Genomic DNA, 24,868 nt, shown 5'->3' with positions numbered 1-24,868 from the left:
TTGATTTTTATCTAAAAAAAAGGGGAGTACCCCGACAATTTGGTACATCCCCTGTTTCCTGTAACAAAAGCTATTATAGTTTAGCGATAAACGTATGTTCTTTGTGTTTTTCACTTAAAACGATCATGTATTCTCCTTTTTTCAGGTTGCTCATATCAAGGCGTTTCTGAATGGCCAGATCGCGCCCGAGTTTTACGACTTCGACAAATTTACCGTCGCGGTAGATATTCAGGTAAACCTGTTTCATTCCGGAGTTCAAAAAGGAAATATCCAAAGTTTTGTTTTCGAGGTGAAAACGTGGTACATAGCAATTTTGAGGTGGACCTACGGTTATGTTTTTACCACTGATTTGTAAACTCCGGGTAACGCTTTGGTTACCAAAATTTACGCTCAAACAAAAATCTCCGTCTCCGAGGCCCGACAGATCAAATACCTTTTTGTATTCGCTGTGCTTTTCGTCGGTGCGATTACTATATAGTATGTCGCCGTTGTGGTTGGTCAGTGTAATTTCGAGAGGAGTGGCTGTTGGGGCACTGTAAGCCAGCAAGGCTTTGTCGGGTTCCACCTGAACAACATTCATTTTGGGTAATTCGGCAGCACTTCCTATTGCTACAATAAAAAGTGCCAGGATAGCAAGTATCCCGCTTCTTGTTTTCATGACTTTTTTCTTTAATTGTTTAATATGGCTGTATCAAATGTATATCATAATGTATTGTGGGACAATAAATTTCGACGTACGACCCCAAAACAGCGTTGAATGGTTGTCATGAAACAGTAAACGTTATTAATCGTGTTTTTTTGAAGGAGTGTTTGATTTGGGGAAGTTCTTGGGGTAGATTCAGATTAGTGGCGGGTGGATTTTAAGATTGTTTTTGAATAGATCTCATTGGAAATGCTTGTTCCAGGCACAGAGTAACTATAGATCGCAACATATATTTTTTCAAAGTAACGATACTAAAAATGTTTTTGACAGATGTGTTGGATATGGTTGTTTTGAGATTTGTTTTTCCTGCGGGAGAGCTTCCCGCTTTCACTAGCCCTGGGTTTCGATTCAAGGATCGATAAAAATAGGCCATCCGCTTTGAAGTAGGCGCAGATCGCATAATTTTGGCCTCGGGCGGTGAGCCGAAAAACAAGTGAAGACGGCGTTAAAAGAGTTCGGCTGTTTGACCCCGAGAACTCAGGGGAGTTCCGAACTCTTAGCCGGCAACACGTAGCTTTTTCGAGCAAAGCGGACGCAGCCTAGACTTTTGTGTTTACTATTTGTGTCATGACAAATAGTAAAATCCGGCTGATAACCCAATGAATAATAGAGGCAAGAAATCCTAATTGTTTGAATATTTTCTATTCTTGAGCTAGTTGACTATCGATGTATCTAAGGAAATACAACAAACCAGTCCCAATTTGTTTTTGGACTAAACTATTTTAGAGGGCGAAACACTATTCACCAGGCTTAAAAATAAGTCTGGTTTAGCGCTGAAAAATAAAGAGGAATCAACAGTTTTGCGAGGCGATCGGTACTACCTTTTCATAATTCCGTAGCAAATGATCTTCAGAATAACATCAACACTTCGTTCCAGATTTACATCGCCGTAGTGGCCTGCCGTAAGGGGCATCTCCAATCCTTTTATGGCGGTTGTGATACCAGTGGCGGCGAGGTTAAAATCGTAAATCTCAAACTCGTTTTTACGAACGCCTTCGATCAGAATTCGTTTGATCATCCGGATTTCGTCCTGCTCGTACTTCATTTTCACGTCGTCGATAAAACCCACCGCAGTGATGTCGTTTTCGATGGCGTGATAAAAATTGGCCAGGTTTCGGAACGTGGCCAGTTTCGTGAGGATGTAATCCCGCAATTTGTCCACCGGATCGGTGTTGCGGTTGATAACGATTTCAAGCTCATGTGCCAGAATCTCCACTTCCTTCATGATCACTGCCTGAAATAGATCTTCCTTGCTGTTGAAATAGTAGTACAGCGAACTCTTGCCTTTACGTACGGCATTTGCAATGTCGTCGAGGGTCGTTTTTTTAAAGCCGTATTTACTGAAGATTTCGCGAGCAATTTTCAGGATGTTTTCGCGGTTTGCATCCCTTTTGTTCCCGTTTTTACCAAGATCGTGCATTGCCTGTTATTTAACGAAAAATATCAGCAAATATAGTTATTTATTTTGCCGGAGAAACTTTTTAGAATTTTAAAATCGAAAAGACGATTACCGGAGAAACTTTTCCAATCCCCTTATTTCCTTCATTTTTATGGTGTTGGTATTTCGAAAGTTTCAGGTTTTTCGGTCCGCGCTAAACGAAAATCGAGTTGTTTTCGCTCCAGGTTGGTCCGCCATACTTTAACATTAATCGACTCTCCCAACTGGTATGTTTTTCGCGAATGCCGCCCAACCAGCATGTAATTTCGCTCGTCAAAAATATAGAAGTCGTCATCCAATTCCGAGATCGGAATCATGCCTTCAATTTTGTTTTCCAGTTCCACATAAATTCCCCAGTCGGTAACTCCTGAAATTACGCCTGCATATACTTTCCCCACGTGATCCTGCATAAATTCCACCTGCTTGTATTTGATGGATGAACGTTCGGCATTGGCTGCCCGTGCTTCCATGTCGGATGAATGTTTGCAGAGGTCTTCGTATTTCTGTTCGTTGGCCGAACGCCCGCCGGCCAGGTATTTTTCCAGCAAGCGGTGCACCATCATATCCGGGTAGCGGCGGATTGGTGAGGTGAAATGGGTATAATATTCAAAAGAAAGCCCGTAATGACCAATGTTCCGGGTTGAATAGGCCGCTTTTGCCATGGAGCGGATGGCCAGCGTTTCAACAACGTTTTGCTCGTTTTTCCCTTTTACGGTGTTTAATAAATTATTGAGCGAAGTAGCAATGGCTTTTGGTGTTGTTAACTGGATGCCGTAGCCAAATCGTTTAATAAAAGTGTTAAAAGAAACCAGTTTGTCGGGGTCGGGTTTGTCGTGAATACGGTACACAAAGGTTTTGGCTTTGTTTTTATCCGAAACATCGCCGATAAATTCAGCCACCCTTTTGTTGGCGAGCAGCATAAATTCCTCGATCAGTTTGTTGGCTTCTTTGGCTTCCTTAAAATAAACCGACAGCGGTTTTCCTTTTTCATCGATGTTGAATTTGATTTCAACACGGTCGAATGCAATCGATCCTGATTTAAAACGATTGTTCCTGAGTTTAACCGCCAGCTCGTTTAGTTTCAGCAGTTCTTCCGAGAAATCGCCTGTTCCGGTTTCAATCACTTCCTGCGCTTCTTCGTAAGCAAAACGCCGGTCGGAGTGGATCACCGTTTTTCCGAACCATTCTTTTTTGATTTCGGCATTTTCGTTGAGTTCAAAAACGGCCGAGAAGCAAAGCTTGTCTTCGTTGGGGCGAAGCGAACAAACGCCGTTCGAAAGTCTTTCGGGGAGCATGGGTACCACACGGTCGACCAGGTACACCGAAGTGGCGCGGCTCCGGGCTTCGTCTTCGATAATGGTATTGGGACGCACGTAGTGCGTAACATCAGCAATGTGAACACCCACTTCCCAGTTGCCGTTGCTTAGTTTCTTTAACGAAAGCGCATCGTCAAAGTCTTTTGCGTCAAGCGGGTCGATGGTAAAAGTGGTGGTTTTGCGGAAATCGCGCCGGTTTTTGATGTCTTCTTCGGGAATTTCCAGCGGAATTTTTTCAGCCGCTCTGTCAACATTTTCAGGGAATATGTGCGGGAGTTCAAATTCAGCAAGAATGGCGTGCATTTCGGCATCGTTGTCGCCGGTATCGCCCAGCACTTCTTTTATTTCGCCAAAAGGATTCCGGGCATTTGGCGGCCAGTCGTTGATTTCGGCAATGGCTTTTTGCCCGTCTTTTGCACCGTTAAGTTTTTCTTTCGGAATAAAAATGTCAAAACCCACTTTCCCTGCCGGAGTAAGGAATGCATAGTTTTTTGACACCTGAATTGTTCCGACAAATACGGATTTGGCACGTTCCAGAATTTCTTTCACTTCGCCCTCGTAATCGTGCTTTTTGCGGCGGGCAAACACATGTACCTGTACTTTGTCGCCCTCCATGGCGTGGTTCAGGTTGCGGGAAGAAACAACTACCGGCCGGTCCAGTTCTTCGCTAACAACATAAGCAAAACCCTGGGGTTGCATCTCCACAATTCCGCAGACTGTTCCGGTGCGGGCTTTGAGTTTGTACTTGCCGCGTGCCACCAGGTCGAGGTAGCCGTCGTCAGCCAGTTCCTGCAAAACAACATCAACCAGTTTGCGTGTTTCAGGATCTTTGATCCCCAGCGAGCCCGAAACCTGCCTGTAATTCACAGTTTTGCCTGGGTCTTCGTACAATCCGGAGAGAATAACACTTTTAAGTTTTTTCTTATTGAAAGTACCTGTTTTCCGTGGTTTGGAACGTAGTTTCTTATTTTTCTTAGCCATTGTTTTGTAAAAATTTCACCAATCCAAGGTAATATAATTCTTAGATACGCGCTATTTTCCCCCGCTTAAGTTGCCAAAAAGTTTTCCCCCGTTCCGAGGGTGTTTTTTTACCTGTTGCCAGGGACATTTTGTTAAAATACTCAGGTTTAAATTAATAAAGCTTAACACGTAGAGTGAGCAGGAATTTGTATGTTTGTAGCCAATTTTAACGCATGAAGCTGAAGGGGAAAATACCACTGATTATGATAGCCGGCCTTGCATGGGTCGTAATTATTTCGTCGTGTGCCAACATCGGAATGCCGGAAGGTGGCCCCAGGGATACCGTTCCTCCGGTATTGCTGGAGACCAATCCTGAATTTAAGGCGCTGAATTACAAAGGCAAAGATGTAAGGTTCACGTTTAATGAATACATCATGCCCGATCAGATTTCTGAATCGCTTGTAATTTCACCTCCCCTGAAAAAGCGACCGATTATCCGCACCAAATCAAAAACGCTGATTGTTCAGTTTAACGAAGGCCTGAAAGACAGTGCGACGTATTCGCTCGATTTTAAAGACGCGATTGTGGATAACAACGAGAAGAATCCTATGGAGAACCTGCGTTTTTCGTTTAGTACCGGGCCGGTGTACGATTCTTTGCGTGTTGCCGGAAGAGTGGTGAATGCGTTTAACATGGAACCCATCGAAAAAGGGCTTGTGTTGTTGCAAAGCAACCTGCATGACTCGGCGGTTTTTAAAGTGATTCCGGACTATATTGCGAAAACAGATGAGGACGGCCTGTTTATGATCGATAACATTGCACCGGGTTCTTACCATCTTTTTTCCATTAACGACCAGAACAACAATATGTTGTACGACGAAGGGGGAGAGGAAATCGCTTTCCACAGCGAAGTGGTGGTGCCGCGGGCCGAATTTCATGAGAGTAAAGATACCGTTACGGATGCCATCGATTCCCTGTTGATTCTCGGACATACGCATTTTTATCCCCACCCCATTTATCTGAATTATTTTATTGAAGACATATTTGAGCAGTACATCGATAAGTCGGAGAGAAGCAGTGAATACAAGTGCTCTTTTCTTTTTAATGAATCGGTGGAAGATACTTTTAATGTACGCTTGCTGGATCACGATGTGAGCAACTGGTACCAGATGGAATACAACCAGAATATGGATTCCATTGTGCTGTGGATAACCGATACAACACTGGCAAAGAAAGATTCTCTCTATATGGAGCTTTCCTATTTTATGCTCGACTCGATGGCTCAGCCCTATGTTTTTCATGATACGCTTCTGATGCGCTACACCAAGCCGGTGGTTGATTCCAAGAAGAAAAAGAAAAAGGGGGATGAAGTAGAGGAGCCAGTGCCGGTTCCGCAATTTAACTGGTCTGCCAATATCAGTTCCACGATGGAGCTTAACGGGGTGATAAGGATTGAAGCGCCCGCCCCGGTTGCATCGTTCGACAGTACCAAGGTGGTGCTGTACCTGAGCGAGGATACGCTTAAAACACCGTTGAAGATTCAGTTCAGGAAAGATCCAAAGGCCTGGAGAACTTACAACATTTTATACGACTGGGAGCCCGAAACAAAATATACATTTAGCATCGACTCGGCCGCCTGCTGGGATGTTTATGGCATTTCGAGCATGAAGCTGTCAAAAAGCTTCCAGGCAAGGGAAGAGGATTATTACGGTTCTATCGTCTTTGATTTTAGCAATGTTCCCGGCCCAATGATCGTACAGCTTCTGAAAAACAACAAGGAAGAGAGCGTGTTGCGGCAGGTACTCTTTGACAAGGACGGCGAAGTAACGTTTGACTTGTTGCCTCCCGAGAAGTACAAAGTGAAAATTATATACGACTCCAACGGGAATGGTAAGTGGGATGGCGGAAGCTACCAGGATAAAATTCAGCCCGAGCTGGTTTCTTATTTGAACGAGCTCATTAAATTGCGTTCGAACTGGAGCGAAAAACGGATTTGGGATCTTACGCCGGATCCGGAATATGTGAAGAAAATTATTGATCAGGAAGCTGAAGAGCAAAAACGAAAAGCCGAAGAAGAAAAGGCCCGGAAAGAACAGGAGAAAGACCGGAACAACAGCAATTTCCGTCCGGGTAACGCCGGAGGAGTTGGTGGCGGAAGAAATCCGATCCGGGGCGCAGGTTTTTAATTCGAAATGTTCGGCAGTCTCTTATAAATTAGTATGTTTAATCAACTTTATTAACGAAGTATCATGGCAAGTGTTAGAAATCTGAAGAAAGACATTGATTTAATTATGTCGCTGGCATTGAGTGATTGTTTTTACGTGTTGGAATACAACAGTAAAATTGACGAGGAAGAAGTATATAAAATTGCCGGAGAGATTGTTCAAAAGCACCGTGAGTTGAGGCTTAGAGCCATACATCCGGATGGGAAGGACAATGGAAAGTTGGTGAAAGAATATTACAGAAAACTGGTTCAGGATATGCTTCAGGCTGCAGACGTTGCCCTGGAGAAATTATCAAAGGAGGTCAAAAAAGTATCGAAGTAGGCGTTGCCTACTTCAGGTTAAAAATTTTGTTGGCCACGATTTTTCCCTGGTACCAGGTGGTTAATTCCCATTTACCCTTTTTATCTTCCAGCGGTTCCCATATGCAATCGCCCAGGTAAAATTCAAAATCATTGGTACGAATAAACTGTTCGCCGGTAAACGGAGGAGTCACCTGTCCTTTTTCATCCAAAAAAGGAGGGTGGTCGATCCGGAACTGAACGCTTTCCCCCTTTCCGTTTTTAATGTGCAACACATAACCAAACTCCGTTCCTATCGATGCTTCAATTTCGGTAGTGAAATCAAGAATCTTTGGAATCTCCCGGCTCTCACGATCCCACTTCGAGTACTCTCCGTAGCTGTATATTTTAAAGGTTGGTCTTCGTTTTGCCATTGTTAATTTTGTACGAAAGTAATGAATCTTCCTAATTTAGATTAAATTAAAATTCTAATTTTACTGGCTCTATCATTCGTATTTGTGGAGTTTATAAGAAAACATAATAAGTTGTGGTTTGCGCTGATGTTGCCGGTGTACCTGTATATCGTCAACAGCTCGATACAGAACAAGCATACCCACTTTTATGCCAACGGAATGGTGGTGACCCACTCGCACCCGCTACATGCTGAGAAAGGCGAAACGGCAAATCACCACGGGCACTCCAAAACTGAAATCTGCTTTTTTAGTACCCTTCATTTTGACATTGCCGAAGTTCCGCTGTTTTTAAGTTTTATTGCCAGACTACCTGAAATTCATGTTGAATACGTTGTTCATAATGAATGGATAAGCATTCAGGATAAAGAGCTGGAGTCAAATCCCCGGGCACCTCCCACTGCCTAATATTCATTCTACAACTTTTTACGACATTATTTTATTAACCTGATCATTATTATCATGAAACGAGCATGAACAGGGATTCTGTTGATAAACAAATCCTGTGTATCAAGTGAGTTGCATGCAATAGTGAATCTACGATTCTAATGGTAGAAGAACAGCATGAGAATGACTATTTCCGCACGGAAGTATGAATATCCGTCAGTTGACGGACATGCGAGTTCTCTGTCTGTCCGCGCGCCGGGCAGACATCCGTTAGAGTACCAACAATTGTAAACATGAAATATATATGGGCACTTTGTGTGCTTTTGTTCAGCTTTCAGGGTGTGAAAGCTGTGTCTGAGAATGACGATGATAAAAAACTGAAAACCGATGCCATGTTATTTGGCGATGTAAAATCGGGTGATGATCATATACCTTTTGCTTCGGTAAGTATAAAAGGAACAACGCTGGGGACTGCGGCCGATGCCACCGGGCATTTTAAAATGACAAATATCCCGGTGGGGAAGCAAGTTGTGGTAGTTTCGGCCATGGGCTATAAACCTTTTGAAAAAGAACTGGTTTTTGAATCGAAAAAGAGCAACACGCTTTTTGTGCAGCTCGAAACCGATAATATAGGGCTGGAGCAAGTGGTGGTTTCAGCCGACCGGAACGCCAAAAGCAGGAAGGAAACAGCCACGATCGTTAGCAGTATCAATCCGAAATTATTTGAACGCGTACAGAGTGTGACGCTGAGTGAAGGGCTTAACTTTTCGCCCGGGCTTCGTATGGAAAACAACTGCCAGAACTGTGGCTTTACGCAGGTTCGGATGAACGGTCTGGAAGGACCGTACTCGCAGATACTGATCAACTCGCGACCGGTGTTTAGTGGCTTAGCGGGAGTTTACGGGCTGGAGCTGATTCCGGCCAACATGATTGAGCGGGTGGAAGTGATTCGCGGAGGCGGTTCTTCGATGTATGGAAGTAATGCCATTGCCGGAACCATTAACCTGATTACCAAAGACCCGGTGGCCAACAATTTTGAAGGTGCATTCTCGAACAGCGCGATCGGAATTGGGCTGGACGGGGAAGCTGCCAACGATTACAATGTGAACCTGAATGGCTCCTATGTAACCGATGACTACCGGACCGGAATGAGCATTTTCGGGTTTCATCGCAAGCGAGATGGCTTTGATGCCAATGGCGACGGATTTACCGAGCTCGCAAAAATTAAGAACCTCACTGTGGGCGGGCGGCTGTACCAGCGCATTGCCGATCGTGCAAAGCTTACGGTTGATTACTTTAATATCTACGAATTCCGCAGAGGAGGAAACCGCTTTGATTTGCCCATGCACGAAGCTGATGTTACCGAAAGTGTTACTCACCGGATTAATTCGGGGGCGTTGAATTTTGATCAGTTGCTGCGTGAAAGCGATAAGTTTTCTGCCTTTCTTTCACTGCAAGGGGTAAGCCGCGATTCGTATTACGGTGCCAACCAGGATTTGTCAGCTTACGGCGAAACCAGCGATTTAACTTATTCTGCAGGTGTTCAGTACATTCGTCAGCTGGCTTACCTGTTGCTGGCCCCGGCTACTTTAACTGCCGGGCTTGAGTCGACCGGTAGTGCCATGAAAGATGAGAAGCTGGGGTATTACGATCCGGAAAAAGACAAGCACTTTGATAATACGCTGGTTGCAGATCAAAAGATAAGCACTAATGCCGGATTTGTGCAGGCAGAGTGGAAAACGAAAAAGGTGGTTTTTAGCACCGGGGTGAGGTACGACCATTATCAGATAAGCGAGAAAACGGGTGAAGGTGATGAAATTTCGGGCAATGTATTTAGTCCCCGGGTGAGCCTCTTGTACAACCTGTCGCATCACTTGCAGTTTCGTACCGGGTTTGCACGTGGATTCCGGGCCCCGCAGATCTTCGACGAAGATTTGCACATTGAGACTTCCGGTTCCAGAAAAGTAATCCATAAAAACGCACCCGGTCTGAAACAGGAGTCGTCCAACAGTATCACGGCCTCGCTTGATTTTAGCCGGGAAATCGGCAAATGGCAGTTCCAGTTGCTGGCAGAAGGTTTTTATACGCACCTCGACAATCCCTTTGCCAACGAATACGGCGTGCCCGATGAAGAGGGAACCGTTATATACACGCGGGTAAATGCCGAAGACGGGGCTACCGTAAAAGGCGTAAATATTGAATTGAATGCATCACCGTCCGGGAAATTCCAGTTTCAATCGGGGTTTACCTTTCAGAAAAGTGAGTTTGAAACACCACAGGAATTTAACGAAAAGCGTTTTCTGCGTACTCCCGATTCCTACGGCTATCTGAGTATGAATTACAGCCCGGTTCCGGTGTTCAACATTGCGGCAACCGGAAATTTCTCAGGGCCTATGCTGGTGCCTTATTTTGGCCCTGCCATTGAGAAACCCGAAGTAGGTGAGTTGCGGAAAAGCAAATCCTTTTTCGACGCGGGAATCAAGTTTAGTTACGATATTAAAGTGGCGGATAATGCACGGGTGCAGTTAAATGCCGGGGTGAAAAACATTTTCAACAGTTATCAAAAAGACTTTGATTCGGGAGTGGATCGCGATCCGGGTTATATGTACGGCCCGCTTACGCCGCGAAGCATTTACTTTGGGCTAAAAATTGGTAATCTGTATTAGATAGTTCTTTTATCTGAACATTGAATATGGAGGGGGCTGTCCCAAAAGTTCTTTTGTGTTAGACTGAACTTACGATTTGTAAGTAACCACTAGGGTTTTCACCCCTAAATCCCCTATAGGGGACCTTAAGCCTCCCCCTTTAGGGGAGGTTTGGAGGGGTAAAATGAAAGCCGATCATAAATTGTAAGTTTCTTTTAAAATAATTTGACTTTTGGGACAGCTTTTTCACTTTTAGTTAAATAACTTAATTCCGAAGTAAAAAGTGCGTGGTTTCGACGGGCCGTAAACAAATCCGCTGTCACGGTTTTTGCCGCTGTCAAAATCATCCTGGTAGTTGTCAAAAAGGTTGCTGAAACCACTAAACAACTGAATGGATGAATCGATGCGCTTGAGCTCGAAGGTGTAAGCTACTTTCAGGTTTGTTTCGAGGAACGAATCCGACTTAAACAGTACGTCCTCTTCGGGCGTGCCGGCATCTCCGGCCAGTCCGTAGTGAGGAACCAGCATGCTTCCGGTGTAAACTCCCGACAACGAAGCGCTGAATCTCTGCCCGGGAGTCCAGCTGAGGGTATAGTAGCCATAGCTTTCCGGTGTGCGCAGGTAATCTTTTATTCCGGGCAGCTCTTCCGACCAGGCAACCGCCTCGTCGTAAGTGCTTTTTTGCAGGGTTAACCCGGCTTCCATTTGCAACTTACGGTCGAAGTTGGCGCGGGCTTCAAGCGTTGCTCCGTAAACCTGGCTGTTACCGCCGTTTCTTTTTTCGAGAATCGAATTTCCTTCTTCATCACTGCCGGTTTCTTCCAAAACAAAGGCATTTTTTAGTTGGGTGTAAAATCCTTCCAAGGTAAATCCAATGATGTGTTTTTGGGTAGGGCGGTCCCAGTTAAGCGAAGCACTCCAGCTTTGCGATGTCTCTTCTTCTAGTTGATCGCCCAATTCAACTTTTTGAATTCCTCCGCCGGCAAAGGCAATGTGCATGTCGGCGTCAAATGCTTGTGGTGCCCTGAATCCGGTGGACCACGACAAACGCAATTGCGTGTTCAGGTTGGGTTTTACCAGCAGCGAAACACGTGGATTGACAATCAGTTTGTCTACAAAATTGTGTTTGTCGGCTCTTACTCCGGCAAGCAGTGTAGTTTTGCGGGTCAGCGACCAGTCGCTTTGTACAAACGTCCCAAAATTGCGGGTGTTCTGATCGATGAGGTAATTGTAGGTCTCAATCTGGTCGTAAACATCGTCGACAACATATTCGGCTCCGAAGGTAAAAATATTCGTCCCTGTATTCAGAAAGTCATTTACGGCATGGTTTAGCTGTGTGCCAAACTGAAAGGTGTGGTTTTTTGAATGCCCGTATGGTGGATTGTTGTTATAGTTGGTCAGTGCCTGTTCTCCGTCGGGAGCTATTCCTGTAAAATGCTTTCGTTTGGTATACTGACCGGCGGTGTACAACACAAAGTTGGTTCGCATGCTCAGGTTGTTCTCGTAATCAAGGCCGCCCATAATAATGTCGTGGGTGCGTTCTTCCGATTGCCGGGCTTTAAATGCGGGGCCGTCAATCATTTCACCTCCGTAACGGTATTCGTGGGTGCTTGAAAAGTTGGCCTCTATTTTTTCGTCTTCGTTTATTTTGAAGAAGGAATTAATGCCAAACGAGTTGTTGCTGATTTCCGGCAGTTCAGAAAAATTATCGTTGTTGTGGTCGTAGGCATCTCTGTTTCGGTGAAAAGCATACATCGCCATCCCGGCGTTTCGTTTTTGCGACAAAGCAGTGAGTGTGGCATTTACGTTGTAATCCAGGGCATCGCCCGAAATAACCTGATTGTTCGAAGTTACTTCGTAAGAGTTTCGCTGCGGGAGTTTGGTAATGATGTTGACTGTTCCGCCAATCGCACTCGAACCATACAGCGCCGAAGCGCCACCTCGTACCACTTCAATACGCTCCACCAGCGCGGTGGGAAGTTGTTCCAGCCCGTAAAGCCCGGTAAGAGGACTAAAAACTGCCCGGCTGTTGATCAGTATCTGGCTGTAAGCACCGCCCAGTCCGTTCATTCGCAACTGGGTGTAGTTACAGGTTTGGCAGTCGGTTTCCATGCGTAACCCGGGTTGAAAACTCAGGGATTCAGAAATGGTTTGCGCCGCCACTTTGTCAATGGTTTTTCCATCCAGCACATTCACGATCACCGCACTTTCGGTTTGGCGTTTGAATGTTTTGGTGCCGGTAATTACCACCTCGTCCATGTGGATAACGTCTTCTTCCAGGTCGAATTTTACTTCCAGCGTTTCACCTGCTTTTAAGATTACTTTTTCCTTTTTCTCTTTGTAACCTACCATTTTGGCCACCAGTGTGTATTCTCCGGTTGGCAGGTCAACCATCATATAATGCCCGGTAACATCGGTGGTGGTTCCGTAGCGGGTACCTTCGAGGTAAATGTTCACAAAGGGAATATGTTCGCCTTTGGAAACGACGTGTCCGGTGATTACCACATCGTTATGGTCTTGTGCTATAGCTGTAACAACAGATAGCAACAGTATGATAAATGCAAGGACTAATTTGTTCATAATATAATTTATTTAAAAAAGGCAAATGTACGGTCTGGGCGCAATATTGCAAATTATTTAGAATAGTTCTAAATAAATTAATGATTTCTTCATAATTTAATTGTATTCTGATCGTTTTTGTTTTGTTTGCCTTAGCTTAAAAGATTACTAAATTTGCCTCTCAATTTATACTTCGAAATATGAGTAATGAAATGAATACCGGTCAGCAAAAGAAGAACCTAAGAAATAATATCATCGTTATTGCGCTTGCTGTCGTTTTGGTGATAGTGATTGGCTTGTTTTTTATGCAGCGGCGCGAACACAGTGCTGTTGTAACGGAGATAAAAGCCGAAAAAGATTCCATTCAGTTTGAGTTAACACAGATCGCGGCCAGCTACGATTCGATGAGAACAGAGAACGACACGCTGAACGAACAGCTTTTTGTGGCACAGGCTAAGGTGAAAGATCTTCTGATAGAAGTGGAACAAACCAAAAAAGTGAGCTATTCAAAAATAGCCGATTACCAAAAACAGGTGACCACTTTGCGGGGCATCATGCGCAATTTTTATGTTCAGATTGATTCTTTAAACAGGAAGAACGAACAATTGATGGCGGAAAACCTGGAGGTAAAACAACAGTACAAACAGGTGGAGCAAAAAAATCAGCAGTTAAGCGAGGAAAAGCAACAGCTGCAACAGAATTTGAAAATAGCGGCAAAACTGGAAGCCAGAGACCTGGTGGCGGAGCCGTTGAATTCGAGAAGCAAGGTGACAAAATTTACCAACCGTACCGAAAAAATACGGATCTATTTTGTGCTAGGGCAAAACCAGGCCACGCCACGAGGCGCCAAAAACGTATATGCGCGTATTATGCGCCCCGACCAGTTGTTGATGACCAAGTCGGAAAAAGACCTGTTTCAGTTTGAAGACCTGAAAATTCAGTATTCGGCCATGCGCGAAGTGGTGTACGAAGGCAAAGACTTGCCCGTAGCCATTTTTTGGGACAACACCAGCGAGCCTGAATTGATGAAAGGTACCTATACCGTCAACCTGTTTGCCGACGGAAACGAAATTGGCGCAACAACTTTTACTCTTCAATAAATCCACTTTCCGGCTTAGAAAACCGGTGATCGTTTATGGCAACTTTTTTATTTGATAAAATAATATTCGGCCCGGTAAAAAGCCGCCGGCTGGGTGTTTCCCTGGGGGTAAACCTGCTGCCTACGCAGACAAAGGTTTGTTCGTTCGACTGTATTTATTGCGAGTGTGGTTTTACACCCAAAGAATACGAAGAGAAAGTATCGCTTCCTGCGCGGGAGGAGGTAAAAGCCCGGTTGGAAACAAAGCTTAGGGAAATGGGTGCCGAAGGACAGTTGCCCGATGTAATTACTTTTGCCGGAAACGGGGAGCCAACGCTTCATCCCGAGTTTGCCGGGATAATCGACGATACCATTGAGCTGCGTAATTCGCTGGCGCCGGAGGCCCGGATCGCGGTACTTTCGAATGCTACCATGATCCACCGGAAACCGGTTTTTGATGCCTTGCTGAAAATCAAAGACAACATCCAAAAGCTGGATTCGGCATTTGAAGAAACGGTAAAAATAATCGACTGTCCCAAAGGTTCTTTCAATTTTCAGCAAACGATTGAGCAGTTGATTGCTTTCAACGGAAAAGTGATCATTCAAACCATGTTTATCCGCGGAAGCTTTAAAGGGCAGGCTTTGGACAACACCACCGAAGCGGAAATTTCGGCATGGCTCGAGTTACTAAAAAAAATCAAACCACGCCAGGTAATGATCTATACCATTGCCCGCGACACCCCGGTTGATACGCTTCAAAAAGTTTCGTTAAAAGAACTGAATGCCATTGCAGAGCGTGCCCGAAATGCCGGACTCGATGTGCAGGTATCGGGGTAAATGAGTTTAGTGTTTAAAGTTCAGAGTATTTCGGAACAACTTTGAACACTGAACACAAAACTTTGAACTATAGCGTAGTCCGATACCATTCCGAGCTTTTGCCCATCCAGCGGATGCCGGCAACAAAACCTTTTAGTTTGAGCAGATTGTCGTTTTCAAACCAGGCATAGCAATCGTAGGTTTTTCCTGACTTCGGATCGTAAATGCGTCCTTCTTTCCACTCTTTGTTATCGGAACTGTACACAAAGCCATCCAGGATCTGAACTCCAACAAGCGGCCGTTCACGAAGGCTTTCTTCCGGGTTTTTATCGTCTTTGGGTGCTTCCCCGTTTTTGTATTTTTCCGGAATCATGTACACGATGGTGCCAATAAACTTTCCGTCTTTCTTTTCGATCTGAATTTTCGAAGTTTTCTCTTCATTCCACCAGATCCCGAGGATCTTATCGGCTTCCTGGGCAAAGCCTGCAAGGGCGTAAGTTGCCAGGAAAAAAAGGATAATTAATTTCTTCATTCGTTTTTGATCTAATTTTAAGGTTGAACGAACTTAGGATTTTTTCATTAAAAATCTGAATTGTCAAATGAAAAAAATCTGAGAGTGAGTGAGTCAAACGGCAAACGGCGCCCGATGCAAAGCTGATTTTTGTAGGTTTTTATTCAAAAATTAGTTTCCTTACGGTGTAAATTTTAAAATTATTCAGGATTCACTTATCAGTCAATAAACTAACTCACTGTTTATGAAAGTCATTAAGCGTGTTTTACTCTCTCTGCTTATTCTGATTGTACTTGCACTTATCGCAGGTGTTTTTTTTGTTCAATACCTAAAAAAGGCAGCAGTTCCCGACTACAATAAAAGTTTTGTTTTGTATGGTTTGCAGTCGGAAGTTGAAATATTGCGCGATGCACACGGGATACCTCATATTTACGCGAAATCGGATTCTGATTTGTACCGTGCAGTTGGGTTTGCCATGGCGCAGGACCGTTTGTGGCAAATGGACCTGTTGCGGCGGGTAACACAGGGGCGTTTGTCCGAAATACTGGGGAAAGACCAGGCTGAAACCGATTTGTTGATGCGTGCTTTGCGGATACAGGAAAAGTCAGCGAAAATTCTGAAAAATTCCGATCCTGAGATTGTATCGGCACTTCAATCTTTTGCCGACGGGGTGAACCAGTACATGGCTCAGTTTCCGCTTCCGCCCGAGTTCAAGGTGTTGGGCTACCAGCCCGAGTGGTGGGAGCCGGTGCATTCCATTAACCTGATCGGTTACATGTCGTGGGACCTGTCGATGGGATGGGGCACTGAATATTTTCTGCACCAGCTCCGGGCCGAGGTGCCTGATTCGATGATCGCAGAAATGATACCCGATCTGGCTCAGCATAAAACAAGTGTTTTTGAAGCATTCGGAAACAACCGGATTGATGCAGCTTCTACCTTGCTTTCAGCTACTCAAAAGTTAAAGGACTTAGGCATTGAAGTATTTAACGGCAGCAACAACTGGGCGGTGGCCGGTAAAAAAAGTAAAACCGGGATGCCTTTGCTGGCCAACGATATGCACCTTGGCCTGTTTGCTCCGGGAATTTGGTACCAAATGCACCAGGTGGTTGACGGCAAGCTGGATGTTAGCGGCGTGGTAGTTCCGGGGCAACCCTTTGTAATTGCGGGCCACAACGACCGGATTGCCTGGGGAATGACCAACGTAATGCTTGACGATCTGGACTTTTACCAGGAAAAATTGAACGAAGACTCAACAAAATACTGGTTCGACGGAGCCTGGAAAGACCTGATCATTCAGCCCGAAACCATAAAAACCAAAGAAGGAGACTCCATTCAAACCGAACTGAAGTTTACCCATCGCGGCCCGATTGTGAACCGCATGAAAAAGGAAAAGGAAATGCCTTTGTCGATTCGTTGGCTGGGGAACGAAATGAGCAACGAAATCCGAACGGTATACCTGGTAAACAGGGCAAAAAACTGGGATGATTTTCGTGCTGCAATGAGCACTTTTATTTCGGTTAGCCAGAATGTGGTGTATGCCGATGTGGATGGAAACATTGGTTTGCAGTGTACTGCCGGAATTCCTGTTCGGGAAGGTTCAGGCATCGAAATTTATCCCGGCGACAGCAGCAAATACGACTGGAAGGGACTGGTTCCTTTTGACGAACTGCCTTTTGAATACAACCCGGAAAGAGGCTACGTTTCTTCGGCCAACAACAAAACCGTTCCCGAAGGATTTCCGCATTACATCAGTCACTGGTTTGCCACGCCAAGCCGCATCGATCGTATTCGCGAGATGCTGGAAGAAAAGGAGAAACTGGGTGTGGAAGATTTCAAAGCCATGCAAGGTGATGTAAAATCGAAAACGGCGGAACGAATGACCCCGGTTTTTCTGACATCCTTGCAAAAGGAAACGACCTGGCCGGCTGCTGAAAAAGCAGCCTTGGATAAATTGCTTTTGTGGAATTTTGAGTTAACACGCGAAAGTCAGGCAGCAACGGTGTTTGAAGTGCTGTACCGGAAAGTGCTGGAGAACCTGGTAAAAGATGAGCTTTCTTCCGAATTGTTTGAAAAGATAAAAGGTGAGCGCATGCTGCTGGAAAACCTGCTGATGAATGTGCTTGCTGACCGGAATTCTGCGTGGATCGATAATAAAAATACCGCTGAGAAAGAAACCCTCGACGATTGTATACAACAGTCGTTTGTTGAAACAGTGCAGGAGCTTTCGGGAGAACTGGGAGCCAATGTGGATGAATGGCAGTGGGGAAAACTGCACACTTTTACCATGAACCATCCGCTGGGAGTGGTAAATGCATTGAACAAGGTATTGAAACTGAACCGCGGACCTTACCCTGTACCGGGAAGTTTTCACACGGTTTGTCCGTATACTTATTCGTACCGAAACCTGTACAAGGCAAACAACGGGGCTTCGGAGCGCCATATTTTTGATGCCGGCAACTGGGATCGTTCTGAAACGATCATCCCAACCGGGACAAGCGGAATTCCGGCCAGCGGCTTTTACCTCGATCAAACAGAGATGTATTTGCAGAATCAGTATCATGCCGATCCTTTCAGCAGAGCAGAAGTAGAAAAAGCAACAAAATTTAAAATGACGCTCAATCCTGATGAATCTCTTTAAAAAAGACCGGAAAGAGAGCCATTTTTGTAAAACACTGCATTGATCTGCGTGTTTTATATGAACAGACAATAAAGCCATGCAACGGACATGAGGATGGAACAGATCCTGCTGGATTTCATTTCACATAAAGCTGAACGATTGACAAAATGTGGAAAGGATTCCGGGAAATGAGGTGGAGATAATTTGATCCGAAGCCGTTGAAATAAAACAATTATAACCGATGAAAAAGAGAAAGAATGCCCCTATTTTTGTGGTTTCCGGTGGTCGCGGGATTGCCGGAAATAATTTGCTCCAATCAATTCTGATACAGTATCCTGATAATAAGATCCCGGTAGAAATTATTGGCGGAGTTAGTACCGAAGACATGGTTTTTGACGTGGTAATGCGCGCCAAGAGCGAAGGTGGACTGATTACACACACCATGGTAAATCCTTTTCTCCGGAAAAGGATCAACGAACTGGCCAGCGAGTTTAACGTGGAAGTGATCGACCTGATGGGCGATTTGGCCCGTTACCTCGACCGGACGCTGAATGTGGAACCCTTGCAGCACCCGGGTTTGTACCGCGAATTAAACCAGCAGTATTTCGACCGGATTGAGTCCATTGAATATACGCTTTCGCACGACGATGGCATGGGACCTCAAAGACTGAGACAGGCCGAAATTGTGCTGACCGGTGTTTCCCGGGCCGGAAAAACGCCGCTGAGTGTTTACCTGGCCATGTATGGATGGAAAGTTGCCAATGTACCGTTGGTGCCCGGTGTTCAGCCGCCGGACGAGCTGTTTGAAATAGATCCGAACCGGGTGTTTGGACTGCACATCGGAGCCGGGCAACTGATTGCCCACCGTATGAAAAGGATACAGGGCTGGAACAACCACCGGAGTGATTCGTACGTTGATCAGAACGCCGTGCGCGAGGAAATACGGAATGCCATGTTTGTGTTCGACAAGGGCGGCTTTACCGTTATCAACGTTTCGAATAAACCCATTGAAAGTACGGCCAACGAAATTTTGAAACTCATGTCGGAGCGATTTATATTCCAGGGAAGAAAGCTTGAATCGCCTTATCACGATCAAAAGAAAGATTCTTCAAAATAAGAACGCAAGTTTTTTGAAGAGCCGGTGTCTTACGATTAATATGAACTTAATCTCAATTGTAAGATGCGAAAATTTAGCTGGCGTGCGTTTATAAGTTTTGGGCTTAGTTACGCAATGATTGTACTCCTTGTTTCAGGAATCATTTTATATGTGGCGCCTCCCGGGCGTTATGCACATTGGGTAAACTGGGCTTTGTGGGGATTTACAAAAGATGAATGGCAATCCATTCATACCATTTTCTCACTGGGATTTATCGTTTTGTCAGTTTTTCATCTTTTCTCGGCCAACTGGAAAGTATTTTTATCTTATTTCCGGTCGAAGGCAACAGGTACTTTTCGCCGAAAACGCGAGTTGTTGCTATCCTCTGCCTTTATGCTGGTGTTCTTTTTCGGAACAGTGTTTTCGCTGCCTCCTTTTCAAAATGTGATGGCATTTGGCGAAACTCTTACCGGCTCGTGGGAAAAAACGGAAGAACGCGCACCTGTGCCACATGCCGAATTGCTTACCCTGGCTGAGTTGTCGGAGCAACTGCAACTGGATTCAGTAGAAGTAATCACCCGAAAACTGAACAACCACAAAATCAGTTTTGAGAATGTTCATTCACAATCGTTACAGGAAATAGCCAGTGCCAATAATGCCACTCCATCAGATATTTACGGGCTCATTTCAAAACCTGCCGGGAATGCCATGCAGGGAGCCGGGGTTGGACGCAAAACACTGGATGAATTTGCTTCGGAACTGGGAAAAAGCACCGATGACATTCTCGAAATTCTGAAACAAAACAACATTGAAGCCGAAAAAGGCCAAACGCTTCGTACGATTGGGGAAAACAACAGTATTCCTCCGCGCGATGTGTACAACTTGATTTCAAAATAAGTCCAACCAACGTTCATTTGTTGTAATTTTCACGTCTTAATGTCGGATCAGGAAATCATAGAACAACTAAAGCAGGGTAGCGAAGCAGCTTTCCGAAAACTGGTTGAAGGCCATCAGAAGTTGGTGGTGAACACCTGTTTCGGGCTGGTCCACAATCGCGAAGATGCCGAAGACATTGCGCAGGATGTTTTTATTGAGGTGTACCGTTCGATTCAGCAATTCAGGGCCGACTCCAAACTTTCTACCTGGTTGTACCGGATTTCGGTGAACCGTTCGCTGAATCACATCCGCGACAATAAAAAACACAAATGGTTTCAGTCGTTTGAAAAAGATGTGGAAGCGCGGAACCGGCAGATCCTCCAGGTTGAATCTTCTCCGACAGATCATCCCGGCTTTGAGATGGAGAACAAACAACGCGCAGCGATATTGCAGGAGGCCATCAACAGTTTGCCCGAAAACCAGAAGGTAGCCTTTAGTTTGAATAAGTACGAAGATCTGTCGTACCAGGAAATTTCAGAGGTGATGGAGATGTCGGTATCATCGGTGGAGTCGCTTTTGTTTCGGGCAAAGAAGAACCTTCAGAAAAAATTATACAAATGCTACAAAAAGAAGTGTATGTAGCGCAAGTTTTTGAGAATGAATGTGTCATATAAACAAATGCTGATAAAATGAAGTGCAAGGCAGTACATAGCAAACTAATTTTCTTTCTCGAAAGAGAGCTTCCGGAGCCGGAGATGAAAGCGGTTCAGGAACACCTGGCTGCTTGTCCGGAGTGTGCTCTTTTTGCGGAAGAAATGAAAAAGACGCTCAGTATTTTGGAAACAGAGAAAGTTTCGGAAGTCAATCCTTATTTCTATACACGCGTAAAAGCAAAACTCGATCGCCAATCAGAAATTCAGCCAAGCGGAATCCGCAGCTCGGTATTGGCTCGGGTGCTTCAGCCCGTGGCTTTTTCCATTATTTTGATTTTGGGAATTTACGGAGGAGTAAAAATGGGAGCTACCGGAGCAAAGACCGCTTCAACATTTACTGCTGAGCAGGAAATGGTGCCTTATCTGAATGATATGGATGTGGAGCCGCTGGAAACCTTTTTAATGGAATAGTTATGAGAAGCAGGAATACATACCGCACGCTTATCTGGATCATCGTGATTCTGGTGGCAACCAATCTTTCCATGGCTGTTTCGTTCTGGTACCACCGGCATCAGGAAACAAAAGCCGCCACAGAAGTTAGCGCGCAGCAGCAGGAAATTCCGTCGGAACAGCGAACAAGGTTTTTCAGGGAACAGCTGAACCTGAGCCCGGATCAGTTGGATGTTTTCCGGGAACTGAACCGCGAATTTAACCGGAGTGCACGCCGGGAGTCGGACGAACTGGAGGAATTGCGTCTTCAAATGGTTGAGGAAATGGGGAAAGATTCGCCTTCTCAGGAACGGCTCGACTCCATTGCTCAGGAAGTTGGAGGGCATCATTCAGAGCTGAAAGAAATTACCATGAACTATTATCTGCAGATGAAAGCAGTGTGCGACAGTGCGCAGCAGGAGAAGCTGAAAGAGATCTTTATGACGGTTTCCAAGTCGAAAGAGGAAATTGCATTGCCGCAGCGCGGACACAGACATCGGGGAGGAAAAGGTCAATAAAATAAATCATATAAAGTATCAATAGCCGTTTCGAAACGACGTAACGGAATCAACAAAAATCATAATTCTTAAATCGTAAAACAATGAAAACGAGCAACTTAAAAAAGATTGCCTGGGTGCTCTTTGCCCTGGCGCTAAGTGCCTCAACTGCATTCGCTCAAGGAGGTAGACAAGGAAACAGGAACGTAAACCAGCAAAAAGGAACCTGTTTGAATTACATTTCGGATTTAACCGAAGATCAACAGTCCCAGATCAACGCTTTGAATGAAAAGCACATGGGAACAATGGATGAGCTGCGGAGTAAACGCCGTTCCACCGCCAATGCTGTTGAAAAAAGCGAGATCAGAACCGAGATGCTTAAAACCGTGGAAGCGCATCGCAACGCGGTAAGGGGGCTTCTTACCGAAGATCAGCAAAAAAGATATGATCAACTGCAGGCCAATGCCGGAACCGGCATAAACCAAAACGTTGGCCGGGGAAACGGCAACGGTGGCAAACGGGGCCGCGGCCAGGGAAACGCCTGTGTTAATGGGCGGTCGAACCGGGGCTGGAACCAGGCCGGGCGCGGAACGTGCCGCTTCAATAACTAAAAACTTACTACCGGATTGATAAATAAATCATTAATCATTTAAAAACGAATTTATTATGAAAGCAAAAAATGCATTTCTGATGGTGGCAGGTTTGGCTTTGATTGCCGGTGCCTGTTCCAAATCGGATGATCCGGTTGAAGAGTTATTGACGCTGGAAAACGAGGTGAAAAGTACGGAAATGGCAGGAGTACTTGGCGACAGCTGTGTATTCACTGCTGATCTGTCGGCTGAAGAAGAAGCCGGTTTACTCTTGATGCGTGAGGAAGAAAAGCTGGCGCACGATGTGTATGTGACTTTCTACGGTAAGTTTGGACACATCGTCTTTAAAAACATCTCCAATAGCGAAAGCGCCCATGCAAATGCCGTTGCCTATTTGTTGGATGGGTTTAATGTGGAGGATCCGGCGCTTGACGGCGTGGGAGAGTTTGCAAATGAAGCATTTCAGACCATGTTCTCCGATCTGGTAGAGAAGGGAAATGTAAGTCTGGCAGAAGCGTTGAAGGTAGGTGCTTTGATCGAAGAAACAGATATTGCCGATTTGCAAAATCTGATTGAGGCGACAGACAACGAAACCATTAAAAGAGTATATGGGAATCTTTTGAGGGGATCCACTTTCCATCTCAAAGCTTTTACCGGAATTCTCAGCCGTTACGGAGTAACTTATGTTCCGACAGTGCTTAGCCAGGAAGATTTTGATGCGATTTTGGCAGGTAGTTCAACCGGAGATGAGGAAGATTCGGGAACTTCAACCGGAACGTTCACACCCGGAACCGGTGTTTGCGACGGAACCGGTCCCAATGCAGGATAAATTTCATACAATTAACAGTTAGTTTCAAAAGCTTCGGGTAGAAATCCGGAGCTTTTTTTTGCACAAGTTTTTCAGAATTAGAGTGTCTAACTCAAAACAAACATTCAGATTATGAAGACAATACTATTCACTTTGGTAAACCTGCTTTTTCTTGTTTTGCAGTTAAGCGGGTATTCACAAAATGTGTCTTTACCGGCTTCGGAGAAAGAAGGGATTTTGCTGATGCGGGAAGAAGAAAAACTGGCACACGATGTTTATACTTTGTTGTACGAGAAATGGCAATTACAACCATTCAGCAATATCTCTGGCAGCGAAAGCAGGCACTTTGAAGCAATGGGCTATTTACTGGAAACTTTTGAGTTGAACGATCCGTCATATCCCAAGGCCGGGAAGTTCAGAAACGGGGAATTAGCTGCGCTTTATGACTCGCTTGTGAGCCGGGGAAGTGAATCCTTGCTGGCAGCACTTGAAGTGGGAGCATACATTGAAGAGGTTGATATTCGAGATCTGAAAGAACTACTCGCAATAAGTTCAAACGATGCCATTTCTTCCGTTTACTCCAATTTGCTGCGCGGATCTGAAAATCACCTGCGTGCCTTTACCCGGCAATTGTCGTGGAGAGAAGTGGAATATGTTCCAAAGATGCTTGATCAGGAAACGTATTCGGCTATTGTGGGTGCTGCGAATCAAAGAGGGAATCGCGGTAATTGTATAAATGCTGCGCCCAATTCAAATAATTGCAAGCAGCAGGGCGGAAGACAATTCCGGAATCGTGGAAATCAAAGCGGATGTCGGAACAATTGATCCTCCAAAAATGAAAAGATTACGCATACCTGATTTGCTGAAAGGCCTGGCCATATTATTTATGATTCAGGTGCACATCATGGAGCTGTTTATCGATTATGCAGGCCGGGAATCGATTGTTGGGAAGGTTTCGCTTTTTTTGGGCGGACCCTTCACTGCTATGGTTTTTATGATCGTGATGGGGTACTTTGTTGCAAAAAGCCAAAAGACCACTATGCGGACTTTATTAAGAGGCGTAAAAATCTTTGTTCTGGGATTCTTTCTGAATATCGGATTGAATTTTCATTTGCTGCTAAAAATCAAATATGCCGGCTGGCCTTACAATCCGTTGGAATACATTTTTGGAGTGGATATTCTTTACCTCGCAGGCCTCAGCATCATTCTCTTATCCTTGCTAAAGCTGATAAAAAAATATCAGGTGATTGTTTCTTTGCTGTTGCTTCTGAGTGTTTTGCTGTTGAGTGGCCCGGTAAATGAAATGCTGACTTTTCCGGAACGAAATTACATTACACCCTTTATTGGCGGGAACTATTCCTGGTCGTATTTTCCTTTGTTTCCATGGCTGGCTTATCCACTGGCTGGTTACTTTTTCTTTTTTGCAGAGGACAGTATCAAACAATTCGTAAGCAGAAAAAAAGAATGGGCAATTTCGGTATTCGTGCTTTTGGTGGCAGCCGTGATCTGTTTCAGTAAAATGGGTTTTAATATTTCGGTTGACTTACCGGCTTACTATCACCACGGCTTTAAATATGGATTTTGGGCCTTGGGATTGCTGATCATCTGGACCACCATTTTTTACCTGCTAGTGAAGAAATTTCGGCTAAGTCGGATCGAACAATTTCTGGCCTGGATGGGCAAAAACATCACCCTCCTTTATGTGGTGCAGTGGCTGATCATCGGGAACATAGCAACCGCCATCTATCAAACACAAGCGCTCAATAGATTTCCACTTTGGTTTTTCGGAATCTTGTTCGTATCGTTGATTTTGAGCTGGTTGCTGGCAAAAACAAAAATTAAACTGGCTTGAT

Annotated in this window: 22 protein-coding genes; 16 read left to right on the top strand and 6 right to left on the bottom strand. The window is 44.9% G+C overall.

Annotated features, from left to right (window positions below; genetic code table 11):
• Positions 1 to 73 precede the first annotated feature (73 nt).
• The 3 genes from D1614_RS07815 to rnr all read right to left on the bottom strand — a co-directional run bounded on the left by D1614_RS07815 (position 74) and on the right by rnr (position 4,438).
• Positions 74 to 658 (bottom strand): hypothetical protein, encoded by a 585-nt coding sequence (locus D1614_RS07815; RefSeq protein ID WP_119437327.1) that lies wholly within the window; start codon positions 656 to 658, stop codon positions 74 to 76.
• 862 nt (positions 659 to 1,520) lie between these two features.
• On the bottom strand, positions 1,521 to 2,123 hold the full coding sequence (locus D1614_RS07810) for a TetR/AcrR family transcriptional regulator (RefSeq protein WP_119437326.1): 603 nt from the start codon (positions 2,121 to 2,123) through the stop codon (positions 1,521 to 1,523).
• A 128-nt stretch (positions 2,124 to 2,251) separates the two neighbouring features.
• A complete protein-coding gene (rnr, locus tag D1614_RS07805; protein ID WP_119437325.1) occupies positions 2,252 to 4,438 on the bottom strand; it encodes a ribonuclease R in 2,187 nt (728 codons plus the stop codon).
• A 212-nt stretch (positions 4,439 to 4,650) separates the two neighbouring features.
• Between rnr and D1614_RS07800 the strand changes: the two genes are divergently transcribed.
• Positions 4,651 to 6,603 carry an Ig-like domain-containing protein gene (locus tag D1614_RS07800; RefSeq protein WP_119437324.1) on the top strand — a complete coding sequence of 651 codons (1,953 nt, stop codon included), beginning with the start codon at positions 4,651 to 4,653 and terminating at the stop codon, positions 6,601 to 6,603.
• A 63-nt stretch (positions 6,604 to 6,666) separates the two neighbouring features.
• Entirely contained in the window at positions 6,667 to 6,963 is a 297-nt protein-coding gene (locus D1614_RS07795; RefSeq protein ID WP_119437323.1) for a C2H2-type zinc finger protein, read from the top strand.
• Positions 6,964 to 6,970: 7 nt separating this feature from the next.
• On the opposite strand, the gene D1614_RS07790 is transcribed toward D1614_RS07795, so the two are convergent.
• Positions 6,971 to 7,354, bottom strand: coding sequence for a DUF3859 domain-containing protein (locus tag D1614_RS07790; protein WP_119437322.1), 384 nt, complete (start codon positions 7,352 to 7,354; stop codon positions 6,971 to 6,973).
• A gap of 84 nt (positions 7,355 to 7,438) precedes the next feature.
• Here D1614_RS07790 and D1614_RS07785 point away from each other — a divergent pair, with 84 nt between their 5' ends.
• Together D1614_RS07785 and D1614_RS07780 are read left to right on the top strand one after the other, a co-directional pair.
• Positions 7,439 to 7,798, top strand: a complete 360-nt coding sequence (locus D1614_RS07785; protein ID WP_147384105.1) for a DUF8478 family putative metalloprotein — start codon at positions 7,439 to 7,441, stop codon at positions 7,796 to 7,798.
• A 272-nt stretch (positions 7,799 to 8,070) separates the two neighbouring features.
• Positions 8,071 to 10,443 (top strand): TonB-dependent receptor, encoded by a 2,373-nt coding sequence (locus D1614_RS07780; RefSeq protein WP_119437320.1) that lies wholly within the window; start codon positions 8,071 to 8,073, stop codon positions 10,441 to 10,443.
• A 231-nt stretch (positions 10,444 to 10,674) separates the two neighbouring features.
• Here the strand turns inward: D1614_RS07780 and D1614_RS07775 are convergent, their stop codons facing one another.
• Positions 10,675 to 13,002 (bottom strand): TonB-dependent receptor, encoded by a 2,328-nt coding sequence (locus D1614_RS07775; protein WP_119437319.1) that lies wholly within the window; start codon positions 13,000 to 13,002, stop codon positions 10,675 to 10,677.
• Between the two features lie 179 nt (positions 13,003 to 13,181).
• Here D1614_RS07775 and D1614_RS07770 point away from each other — a divergent pair, with 179 nt between their 5' ends.
• Complete coding sequence (locus D1614_RS07770; protein ID WP_119437318.1) at positions 13,182 to 14,081, top strand: DUF8429 coiled-coil domain-containing protein; 900 nt, start codon at positions 13,182 to 13,184, stop codon at positions 14,079 to 14,081.
• Positions 14,082 to 14,116: 35 nt separating this feature from the next.
• Entirely contained in the window at positions 14,117 to 14,896 is a 780-nt protein-coding gene (locus D1614_RS07765; protein ID WP_119437317.1) for a radical SAM protein, read from the top strand.
• A gap of 67 nt (positions 14,897 to 14,963) precedes the next feature.
• Here D1614_RS07765 and D1614_RS07760 read toward each other — a convergent pair whose 3' ends face one another.
• Positions 14,964 to 15,407 carry a DUF2147 domain-containing protein gene (locus D1614_RS07760; protein WP_119437316.1) on the bottom strand — a complete coding sequence of 148 codons (444 nt, stop codon included), beginning with the start codon at positions 15,405 to 15,407 and terminating at the stop codon, positions 14,964 to 14,966.
• A 223-nt stretch (positions 15,408 to 15,630) separates the two neighbouring features.
• Here D1614_RS07760 and D1614_RS07755 point away from each other — a divergent pair, with 223 nt between their 5' ends.
• The 10 genes from D1614_RS07755 (at position 15,631) to D1614_RS07710 (ending at position 24,867) form a co-directional block, all read left to right on the top strand.
• Positions 15,631 to 18,027, top strand: coding sequence for a penicillin acylase family protein (locus D1614_RS07755; RefSeq protein WP_119437315.1), 2,397 nt, complete (start codon positions 15,631 to 15,633; stop codon positions 18,025 to 18,027).
• A 220-nt stretch (positions 18,028 to 18,247) separates the two neighbouring features.
• On the top strand, positions 18,248 to 19,123 hold the full coding sequence (locus D1614_RS07750; protein WP_119437314.1) for a pyruvate, water dikinase regulatory protein: 876 nt from the start codon (positions 18,248 to 18,250) through the stop codon (positions 19,121 to 19,123).
• Positions 19,124 to 19,186: 63 nt separating this feature from the next.
• Positions 19,187 to 19,999, top strand: a complete 813-nt coding sequence (locus D1614_RS07745) for a DUF4405 domain-containing protein (RefSeq protein ID WP_119437313.1) — start codon at positions 19,187 to 19,189, stop codon at positions 19,997 to 19,999.
• 39 nt (positions 20,000 to 20,038) lie between these two features.
• Positions 20,039 to 20,620, top strand: a complete 582-nt coding sequence (locus D1614_RS07740) for an RNA polymerase sigma factor (RefSeq protein WP_119437312.1) — start codon at positions 20,039 to 20,041, stop codon at positions 20,618 to 20,620.
• Between the two features lie 47 nt (positions 20,621 to 20,667).
• On the top strand, positions 20,668 to 21,102 hold the full coding sequence (locus tag D1614_RS07735; RefSeq protein ID WP_119437311.1) for an anti-sigma factor family protein: 435 nt from the start codon (positions 20,668 to 20,670) through the stop codon (positions 21,100 to 21,102).
• A gap of 2 nt (positions 21,103 to 21,104) precedes the next feature.
• Positions 21,105 to 21,638, top strand: coding sequence for a Spy/CpxP family protein refolding chaperone (locus D1614_RS07730; RefSeq protein ID WP_119437310.1), 534 nt, complete (start codon positions 21,105 to 21,107; stop codon positions 21,636 to 21,638).
• 83 nt (positions 21,639 to 21,721) lie between these two features.
• Complete coding sequence (locus D1614_RS07725; RefSeq protein ID WP_119437309.1) at positions 21,722 to 22,228, top strand: Spy/CpxP family protein refolding chaperone; 507 nt, start codon at positions 21,722 to 21,724, stop codon at positions 22,226 to 22,228.
• Between the two features lie 55 nt (positions 22,229 to 22,283).
• The gene (locus tag D1614_RS07720) at positions 22,284 to 23,036 is read left to right on the top strand and encodes a DUF2202 domain-containing protein (RefSeq protein WP_119437308.1); all 753 of its coding nucleotides are present in this window, start codon (positions 22,284 to 22,286) and stop codon (positions 23,034 to 23,036) included.
• Positions 23,037 to 23,147: 111 nt separating this feature from the next.
• Positions 23,148 to 23,840, top strand: a complete 693-nt coding sequence (locus D1614_RS07715; RefSeq protein ID WP_119437307.1) for a DUF2202 domain-containing protein — start codon at positions 23,148 to 23,150, stop codon at positions 23,838 to 23,840.
• 10 nt (positions 23,841 to 23,850) lie between these two features.
• Positions 23,851 to 24,867 (top strand): acyltransferase family protein, encoded by a 1,017-nt coding sequence (locus D1614_RS07710; protein WP_162304446.1) that lies wholly within the window; start codon positions 23,851 to 23,853, stop codon positions 24,865 to 24,867.
• Position 24,868 lies beyond the last annotated feature (1 nt).

Source organism: Maribellus luteus, from assembly GCF_003576475.1.
Taxonomy (GTDB): domain Bacteria; phylum Bacteroidota; class Bacteroidia; order Bacteroidales; family Prolixibacteraceae; genus Draconibacterium; species Draconibacterium luteum.
The sequence above is the reverse complement of the archived record's forward strand: the minus strand, read 5'-3'. Positions and strand labels throughout refer to the sequence as shown.